This is a genomic window from Pseudoalteromonas sp. NBT06-2 (genome assembly GCF_002276045.1).
Classification (GTDB): domain Bacteria; phylum Pseudomonadota; class Gammaproteobacteria; order Enterobacterales; family Alteromonadaceae; genus Pseudoalteromonas.
The window spans coordinates 1-7992 of record NZ_NQMR01000190.1 but is presented as its reverse complement, the minus strand read 5'-3'; the positions used below and the strand labels follow the sequence as shown (position 1 = coordinate 7992).

Below are 7992 nucleotides of genomic sequence, written 5' to 3'. Positions count from 1 at the left end.
CCACGGGTTATTGAGGTGTTACTGATTTATGTATTAACTATTTAAATAGTCTTTATTTTAGTATGGATAAATTCTACATTTTTCAGCTGAAAAAAACAGGTCAAGTATGACCGTATTATTTAATTATCAGAATTAATATTTTAAGAAACTTCAGGAAGCGGATAACATGTTTTAATTTCAGTTACCCTGTCTCGCCATTTTTTTTCCGATTCTGATGTTTTATCGTACTGATACTCCATATATAAAGGATCAGATTCATTTTTGTATGCATAAATACGTTGCTGTAATACGCGTTCAAATTTTGCCTTTTGTTCAGTTTCAGCGATCAATTCAAGTGCTTTTTGGTTAGACACTCCTAATTCCATTAATGTCTTTATATCTGCTGGAACATTAATAAATAAGTGACCATTAATTTCTAACTGTTTAATTATCATTTTATTTCCTATGCCGATGGCGGTGTGTAAGGATGATTAATATAAGGAATTGTTGAAGTAATCGGTGCATCACGATCTGTAAATGGAATTGGCTCTGCATACCAACGAACTGACCAAGGCTCAAGATTAGTTGTTGATATATTTCGTCTCAGTTGGTCGCTACCATCATGAAAGCTTACATCTCCAATCCAGTTTTTAATAATGCGATAAGTCAAACCACCACCTCGTAAATACAAACCTGAACGTGTTCGTTCTTGAGATGAAAAATTCAAATTAGCACCTGAATATAAAGGTTTATCCGGATCAACTTTTTCAGCTTTACAATACATTTGATAAGCAACATGGCTAACTGTTGAGTTATAACCCTCATGAAAACGTTTTATATTTAGTATATGGGCATCCCCTCCCCACGGGCTATCATTACCTTCTAGCTCTAATAACAATGCAGCTTGATGTGCAGAGCCAGTATTTAACGGTCGCTCGGATACGCCTCCATTCCAGGAATAGGTTCGACAAACAGTTAAATTACTAACCCCACTAGAATTATTAGGAAATCGCCACCAAACTGGATATAAATAATCTTTAGATCCACCAATAAATATATCCTGCTCGTAGCGTGTTTCGGGTTGAGCGTCTGCTAAGAATGCATCTACTTGTGATTCCTTTGCAGCAAGCTTTGAATTTATTTCACCCATTTTTGAGGTAACTTCGTGTGTTAAGCTATTTACTCCTTGGTGCAATTCGGCATTTGCCTGCTGCAACTGAGTAAGACTCTGTTCTATGCTCATTATTAAACTCCTGTTTTTAGTGATTTATCATTAAATTGAATTTGGCGATACATGGTTTGAACTTGCGCGATAAGTTGCTTAGTTTGCGCGACTGCAAAAGATAAAAATTGCGCTTTGTGATCTACTTGAATTTGGTGATACATGGTTTGAACTTGCGCAATAAGTTGCTTAGCTTGGGTTATTGCAACATCGCTTTGTTGTAATCGAGTATTAAATTGAATTTGACGATGCATGGTTTGAACTTGGGCGATAAGCTGCTTAGTTTGTGTGACAGCTAAAGACAAAAACTCATCACCATAATAAAGATTTAAATCTCCACTAATATCTACCGAAATGGCATCAACAGGTACGCCTGATAAAATCAAGTCAAACCCTTGTATCACTTTTGCAATCGGTGTTTGATAAAATAAGGTATTAACTGGGTGAGACCAAACAGCAAATAAAGTACCATCCGTTAAATAAAAACCAACTTCACGAACTGCAAAATTGTCTTCTTTTTCAAATACCCCTGTTAAATGCCATTGCCCTGGGCCTGCATGTTTACCACCAGAGACCATCACACGATCTTTTTCATTTTGCAAAACAGTTTGATTTCGATTAGGTAAATAGCCTTTATCGCCAACGGCAATATGGCTGATCTCTATTTTAAATCCTCCTTGCGTTGCATTTACCGCTGCATTTAGGCCCGCTTGCGTTATTAAGGGCGTATAATCACTCATAAAAACTCTCCTTTTTGATTGCTACTATATAAAGTGCAGATTATTGACTGCGCATGGTTGCCCGACTTAAATGAATTGCAGAACCCATGGCAAGCGCCATTGCCATATCGCTCTTTAATTGCGCATTAGGTTGAGCTGATATATGCGTTCGACTGATTTTTACTGCATTAGCGACTTGTGATATATGTAATGAGCTTGCTGATAAGCCATTATCAACTTCGGTATTAATATCTTGGCGACTGAGATTATGTGTTGTGCCAATACCCGATGTATGAATAGCTTTATCTTGCTGAACACCAACACTAAAATCTAGTTTGCTTCGCACAGGTTTAGTGGCAGATACAATACGCCAAAGTTGTGCCTGCAGCTGAGGTGTTAGTAATGTATCACCACTGGCTGTTAAGTTATTTCGTGCTAACGCAGTTAATTGTGCTGTATGCGGTACCCCGCCATTTTGCCACCATTCAGTGAGCGCGATACTGGCATTTAGACTTGCTAATGCCTTACGAACACCGCTCACTGTGCCCTTAGTTCTATGAACTTGGGTGCTATTGGCTATGACTTCTCGTTGAATAGAGACTGACCAATTATTATCCCATTCATCAACCGATAATGCCCATGCTAACCAAGGTAATAAATGCTCCGGACATTTTAATGGATCCCATAAATGCTTTATGGGCACAGCAAGGTTACTAATACGGCTAGCCGCCAATGCTATTTGCTTTTCTTGCTGTGTTGCGTTTGGTGGTAGTAAACTGTGTTTCGCTTTGCTATTGAATGAGGCCTTATCAGTAAAAGTCATATTATGCTGCCTTAATATTAACTTGCTCACTCATACAATATGCCGCTTGATAGTTTTCAACCATAATATCTGAACTGGGGCTATGTAATACAACGCGTTCAATGCCAGGCTGATGTAAAGCGGAATATAATGCAGACTGTGTTACCGCAAGCCCGAGTTTATGGTGTTGTTTCATATAATCTTTTACAGCTTGTAACGATGCAGCTTTAATTGCTTGACTATCAGTGCCTTTAAAACAAAATAAGGTTGCATTGAGTTCATATTCAATGATTTCGACTGCTCGATTACAAACATGATCGGTCAAAGGCCTAATATCATCATCACTGAGCGCTGTAATGACAGCGCTTGCCAAAACTTCATCTTTACCATTACCTTGTGTACTCAAGGTTGTAACAGCAACATCTCCGGGCATAGGGTTGGTTAATCCGGCATCATAAGTACAGTGTAATATCACTACATTGTCAGGTAATTGTGCTAATAAAGCTGGTGCTATATCAGCATAACTAAATTCAGGTGCATCTATGGTTACATCTTTTACCAAAGCAGAGGTTGCCAAAGCATGGTATACATATGCCCCTATGGGTCCCGCAGTCGAAAAGCCTTCTAGCGATAATTGTATTCGTTTACGAAAACGATCATCCGTTTCATAAACGTCTGCAATCGCTGGCGTTACATTGCTATTACCCTGTGTAATCAATTGACGCTTTACGTTAAAACGATTGCCTAAATAATCAAGCTGAGCGCCTGTTGCTTTTGCCAGTAATACTGCATTTGCACCATCATTAACCCGCTGGCGTACCAATAACTCTCGATATGCGAATGTCTCTATTAATTTAACAACAGGCTCTGATGCTAATTCAATATGTGCATTGGGATATCGAGACGCATAATCTGCCAGAATCTCTGTTTTAATTGATTCAAAATCAAGTGATTCTATGGCATTAGGTATGGGTAGTTTACTGATATCAACTGGGCTAAAATTAATTTGACTCATATTTAACTCCATTGCGTTATCAAATAAAAAATCAGCTGCAAATATAAAGACTTGCATTATGCTGATTTTAAAAAAATTTAAGTACAAAAAAAGCCCTATCACATGATGTGTAGGGCTTGAAACAAGGGAAAATGTTTATACTAAATACGTATTCAATTATGAATACATGCTAGCTTAGTGACATCATACCCTGTTTAACTAATAGAAACAGGTCAAGTATGACCTTAACTATTATTAGTTAATATTTTCGCGACAGATGTCGCTCTGCTTTCTATATCAGCTATCACTTGATCTATGCCTTTAGCTTGATATGGTAATTGTACTTCATTGCTATTAACTTTAGCGATAAAACCAGCTAACAAATCTGTTAATGGTTTAGCTGAACTTCTTACTTCAGCTAAAGTGTTTACTTTATTTAATGACTCACATAATTTTGCTAACTCAACTAAGACTAAGTGAATTGAATCTGATGTCGTGCCTAGTAGACTTGCTATATCAGCGACATTTATTGATATTTTCCCTCTAGCAATCAACTTATTGTTTTCTTTTTGCTTTTTTAAAAACTCTTCTTTGGTTGGGATTTGCTCATTAAAATCAATCATAATTATGCCTTTATATATGGGTAGTTAATTACTTTTGTTACTGATAATGTTGGATTCCCACCAAAATTCAGAACATTTTGAGGTGACTTTCCTTCGATTACTGTTCCATTTATATAACGAATAAATAATCGACTATAGGGGTGAAGTCCTGGCACTCTAACAACTTTTGCATCAAAAACACCGGTACCATTCCACCAACCACCATGATATGTATGATTAGTATTTTGCAATGCTAACTGAGTGTTAATTTGTTCACTTGACGCACTATCATTAGCCAAAACAAACTGTACCTTAGTACAGCTATGATCTATAGAATGTTTAGGGTCTTCATAATGCCCTGGATGATAGCTATAACAGTTTGTAGTATGAATTTTAGTTAACCTATTAACAGATGGATACATATGGAAGGCTGTGTCTGTTGTAGGCAAGGCTATCCATTTAGTTTTAGTTTCATCTAACGGATCTATTTCAGGGTTTATACTTGTTTGAGAATGCCGTGTATTATCGTAGTATGAGACTACTTGTGATGAGTGACTTTTAGCAAAGTTTAATATTGCTGAATCGATCTTACTCTCTGCACTTATTACTTTACTATCAATTTGTTGTATTTTATCATCAACAATCTGGGTTAAATTATTTGATGCCGTGACTAATTCGGCAATATCTTGCTCTAGAGCCATAAATATTCTCCTTTAAAATGATATTTTTAAATTGAGGTTTAAAAGGGGGGGGGATTAAGACATATTGACGTTCATGACTGAAATTGATTCAGTCTCGAAGGCGCAATATTTCCTAGTGAATACCTGCCTTTATTAAGGCAAATTTTTGTTTAATAAATCGATACATATTACTGATTTGCGCTGTCGCCATTTTTGCCAGTTCTGGTGCGATTAAAATGTTTAAATCAACACCCTGATCTATAATATTGACTGAACCTGCAGGAACACCTGTTAACGCCAAATCAAATGCCAGTAATAAATCAACTTCAGGGGACTTAAAAGCCAATGCTTTATCAGGTTCTGAGTACACGGCAAATAAGGTGCCATCAGCTAAATAAAAGCCGACTTCTCGTACCCAAAAAGTTTTATTTGAATCATCTATCACACTCATATGAATTTGAGTTGGGCTCACTAATCTACCACTTGCAATATTGATACGGTTTTTTTCTGCACCTAATGCAGTACGGTTTTGATTTGGCTCATAAGCTTGATCACCTAGACCTATGGCTGTTATTTGCGCCTGCAAGCCGTTGCTATCAGCATTAAAAATAGCTTGCAAACCCTTAGTGGTAATTGTGGGCTTTAATATAGTGCTCACGGTTTACTCCTTAGTTGATTAAATTATTTACATGTTTATTCCCTTTTCAATAGCAATAACGTAGCTTAAAGCGCTTCTAAAAGGGTTGGTTTCAGAACTTGGCTATGATGCGAAATATCATCGAGACCTAAAGGAATTCATATGAGATATCGATTTAAAATCGATATGGGTTTTATCTGATTTAAAATATGTATTAGATTAAATAAAATCGTGCAACGCTATAACGTCGGTTATTCAAATGTAACTTTGCATTTATATTGCTTATAACCGCCCCTAACTGCACCGCTGTCGTTTGATTCGAAATACGCGTTGCTTGCACATTTTTACGACTGGTAATTAAACTGGCTGCTAACTGTGTATTACTTGGTGGCAATTTTACTGGTTTAGTTTCATTGCTTAAACGCCTTACCTGACACCAACCAGTTGATGCTGTACCTAATAACAGATTTGAGTTGATTTTGGCGCCAACTAAAAAATCAAAATGTGAGCGGGCGGGTTTAACCCGATTAATCACTCTCAATAAAACGTCATATAAGTCTGGATTTAAAAACACTTCATTGCTTGTATAGGGGTTTTCATTGGCCCAAGCGATAAAAACAAAGGTATAGGGTTGACTACTATGGATCGGTGCTAATGCAATATCTTCACACGCTTCAAACCATTCTAAAAATTCAAATTCTATATTAAGGGCTTTAAGTGCTCTTTTTACTGAACCAACAGTGCCTTTATGTTTATGAATAGAAACCGACTGCTTTAACATGGCGCGTTTAGCATGTTCAGTCCATTGTTCATCCCATTCATCAACCGATAACGCCCAAGCTAACCAAGGCAATAAATTTTCAGGGCAAGTATCAGGGTGCCATTGTTTACCAATTTCAACTGGAATTTGACGTAATCTACTACCTGTGCTCTCTAAATTTTCTTCAAGCTTTGTTGCATTAGGTGGTAATAAAATTTGCTTTATTTTACCCATCGTTATTGTCCTGAATGTATTTTTATATCATTACAATAAGCAGCTTGTTCAGCAGTAACTTGAATATCTGACAAAGGGTGTAATAGTTTCACTTTTTTCACGCCAGGTTGATGCATTGCCGCATATAACCCCGATAAAGTAATTTCATTACCCAATTGATGTGCTTGTTGTACAAAAGCATTCACTTTACTTCTCACATTTTCAAGAGATTGCATTTTCCCTGGGCCTGAATTGAGTTCAATATTGGCTTCCACCTGATAATCGATGATCTGCGCTGATTGCACATTTACCCAATCAGTTAATGGCCTAATATCTTCATGATTTAATTTTTCTAAAATAAGATTCAATAACTCTGGTGAAGGCAAACCAGTTTGAGTATTGGCTAATATTGTTACCAATACCTTGCCCGGCTCAGGAGTTGATACAGAGACATCTTTTACCTGACCCGAAGCCGATAATGTATGAAACTTATAGGCTCCTATAGGGCCTGCAGTACTATGTCCTTCCAATGATAAAGGGATCCGCATTCTAAATCTCAGATCAGACTCCTTAATTAATTCTTTTGACTCTGAATTTGGATCTGCAGTGAACTGACGCTTTACCCCAAATAAAGCAGCTAAGTTATCTAAATCATTACCTGTAGCATAAGCCAACATCACAGATTTAGACGCATCATTGACCCTTTGCCTAAGTAATAATTCTCTATAAGCAGCCACTTCAAGAATTTTATAAGCGGGATCTGATTCTATTAAAGTGCTAAATTGGTCTGTTTTATGTCGTAATGCTTGTAGCATTTCATTAAAAATAGTTTCATAGTCAAGCGCCTCAACAATATCTGGCGCAAAGAGCTGGGTTAAATCAATTGGCGTATTCATAATAAAGGCTCTTTTGGTATTTTGGCTTTTTAGGCCCGGTTGTCACAAAGTTAACTGTTTTTATATGCCAAACGGTTACTTAATAAGGTATCTAGTTTTTTATCTATTGAATCTAAGCGTTTTTCTATGCGTTTTTGGTCTTCATTGCGGATCTGTTTCAAATGCAAAATATCTTGTGCATTTGAATTGATGCGTTTATCTAGATCTCCTAAATAGAGTATGCCTGAAACGAGTAACATAACCGTTGTTATAAAATGTGCCAAATTCAGTTCTTTTTTCATATGCCATTGATTTTGTTCTATTTCATCCTTGGAACTTTTGATCATTTGCTCACCCCTTTTATTTTCTCAATCGTTCTTAAACCAGCTAGACCTAACATGCCTAAGGTTAATTCCATCATAGTATCAAGCGGTAATTTGGGTGCGCCTATTTCTGGAAATAACCATTGCAAAATCGGATTAATAATAAAAGCAAACATAAAACCAAAA

General features: G+C 36.7%; 11 protein-coding genes. All 11 read right to left on the bottom strand.

The window, feature by feature from the left end:
- Positions 1-140: 140 nt before the first annotated feature.
- Positions 141-434 carry a hypothetical protein gene (locus CJF42_RS23425; protein ID WP_095368972.1) on the bottom strand — a complete coding sequence of 98 codons (294 nt, stop codon included), beginning with the start codon at positions 432-434 and terminating at the stop codon, positions 141-143.
- 8 nt (positions 435-442) lie between these two features.
- Complete coding sequence (locus CJF42_RS23420) at positions 443-1222, bottom strand: phage tail protein (protein WP_095368971.1); 780 nt, start codon at positions 1220-1222, stop codon at positions 443-445.
- A gap of 2 nt (positions 1223-1224) precedes the next feature.
- On the bottom strand, positions 1225-1941 hold the full coding sequence (locus CJF42_RS23415) for a phage tail-collar fiber domain-containing protein (RefSeq protein WP_095368970.1): 717 nt from the start codon (positions 1939-1941) through the stop codon (positions 1225-1227).
- Between the two features lie 40 nt (positions 1942-1981).
- Positions 1982-2743 (bottom strand): phage tail protein I, encoded by a 762-nt coding sequence (locus CJF42_RS23410; protein WP_095368969.1) that lies wholly within the window; start codon positions 2741-2743, stop codon positions 1982-1984.
- Position 2744: 1 nt separating this feature from the next.
- Complete coding sequence (locus tag CJF42_RS23405) at positions 2745-3737, bottom strand: baseplate assembly protein (RefSeq protein ID WP_170940729.1); 993 nt, start codon at positions 3735-3737, stop codon at positions 2745-2747.
- Positions 3738-3961: 224 nt separating this feature from the next.
- Positions 3962-4339 carry a hypothetical protein gene (locus tag CJF42_RS23400; RefSeq protein WP_095368967.1) on the bottom strand — a complete coding sequence of 126 codons (378 nt, stop codon included), beginning with the start codon at positions 4337-4339 and terminating at the stop codon, positions 3962-3964.
- 2 nt (positions 4340-4341) lie between these two features.
- Positions 4342-5019, bottom strand: a complete 678-nt coding sequence (locus CJF42_RS23395; protein ID WP_095368966.1) for a hypothetical protein — start codon at positions 5017-5019, stop codon at positions 4342-4344.
- A 112-nt stretch (positions 5020-5131) separates the two neighbouring features.
- Complete coding sequence (locus tag CJF42_RS23390; RefSeq protein ID WP_095368965.1) at positions 5132-5656, bottom strand: phage tail-collar fiber domain-containing protein; 525 nt, start codon at positions 5654-5656, stop codon at positions 5132-5134.
- A 193-nt stretch (positions 5657-5849) separates the two neighbouring features.
- Positions 5850-6629, bottom strand: a complete 780-nt coding sequence (locus CJF42_RS23385) for a phage tail protein I (RefSeq protein WP_095368964.1) — start codon at positions 6627-6629, stop codon at positions 5850-5852.
- 2 nt (positions 6630-6631) lie between these two features.
- Complete coding sequence (locus tag CJF42_RS23380) at positions 6632-7504, bottom strand: baseplate assembly protein (protein ID WP_095368963.1); 873 nt, start codon at positions 7502-7504, stop codon at positions 6632-6634.
- Between the two features lie 50 nt (positions 7505-7554).
- Entirely contained in the window at positions 7555-7830 is a 276-nt protein-coding gene (locus CJF42_RS23375) for a hypothetical protein (RefSeq protein WP_095368962.1), read from the bottom strand.
- Positions 7831-7992: the final 162 nt, after the last annotated feature.

What these genes read in the sequence shown, in the direction of transcription:
- CJF42_RS23425 (WP_095368972.1), bottom strand. Translation starts at nt 434, where the DNA reads ATGATAATTAAACAGTTAGAAATTAATGGTCACTTATTTATTAATGTT.
- CJF42_RS23420 (WP_095368971.1), bottom strand. Translation starts at nt 1,222, where the DNA reads ATGAGCATAGAACAGAGTCTTACTCAGTTGCAGCAGGCAAATGCCGAA.
- CJF42_RS23415 (WP_095368970.1), bottom strand. Translation starts at nt 1,941, where the DNA reads ATGAGTGATTATACGCCCTTAATAACGCAAGCGGGCCTAAATGCAGCG.
- CJF42_RS23410 (WP_095368969.1), bottom strand. Translation starts at nt 2,743, where the DNA reads ATGACTTTTACTGATAAGGCCTCATTCAATAGCAAAGCGAAACACAGT.
- CJF42_RS23405 (WP_170940729.1), bottom strand. Translation starts at nt 3,737, where the DNA reads ATGAGTCAAATTAATTTTAGCCCAGTTGATATCAGTAAACTACCCATA.
- CJF42_RS23400 (WP_095368967.1), bottom strand. Translation starts at nt 4,339, where the DNA reads ATGATTGATTTTAATGAGCAAATCCCAACCAAAGAAGAGTTTTTAAAA.
- CJF42_RS23395 (WP_095368966.1), bottom strand. Translation starts at nt 5,019, where the DNA reads ATGGCTCTAGAGCAAGATATTGCCGAATTAGTCACGGCATCAAATAAT.
- CJF42_RS23385 (WP_095368964.1), bottom strand. Translation starts at nt 6,629, where the DNA reads ATGGGTAAAATAAAGCAAATTTTATTACCACCTAATGCAACAAAGCTT.
- CJF42_RS23380 (WP_095368963.1), bottom strand. Translation starts at nt 7,504, where the DNA reads ATGAATACGCCAATTGATTTAACCCAGCTCTTTGCGCCAGATATTGTT.
- CJF42_RS23375 (WP_095368962.1), bottom strand. Translation starts at nt 7,830, where the DNA reads ATGATCAAAAGTTCCAAGGATGAAATAGAACAAAATCAATGGCATATG.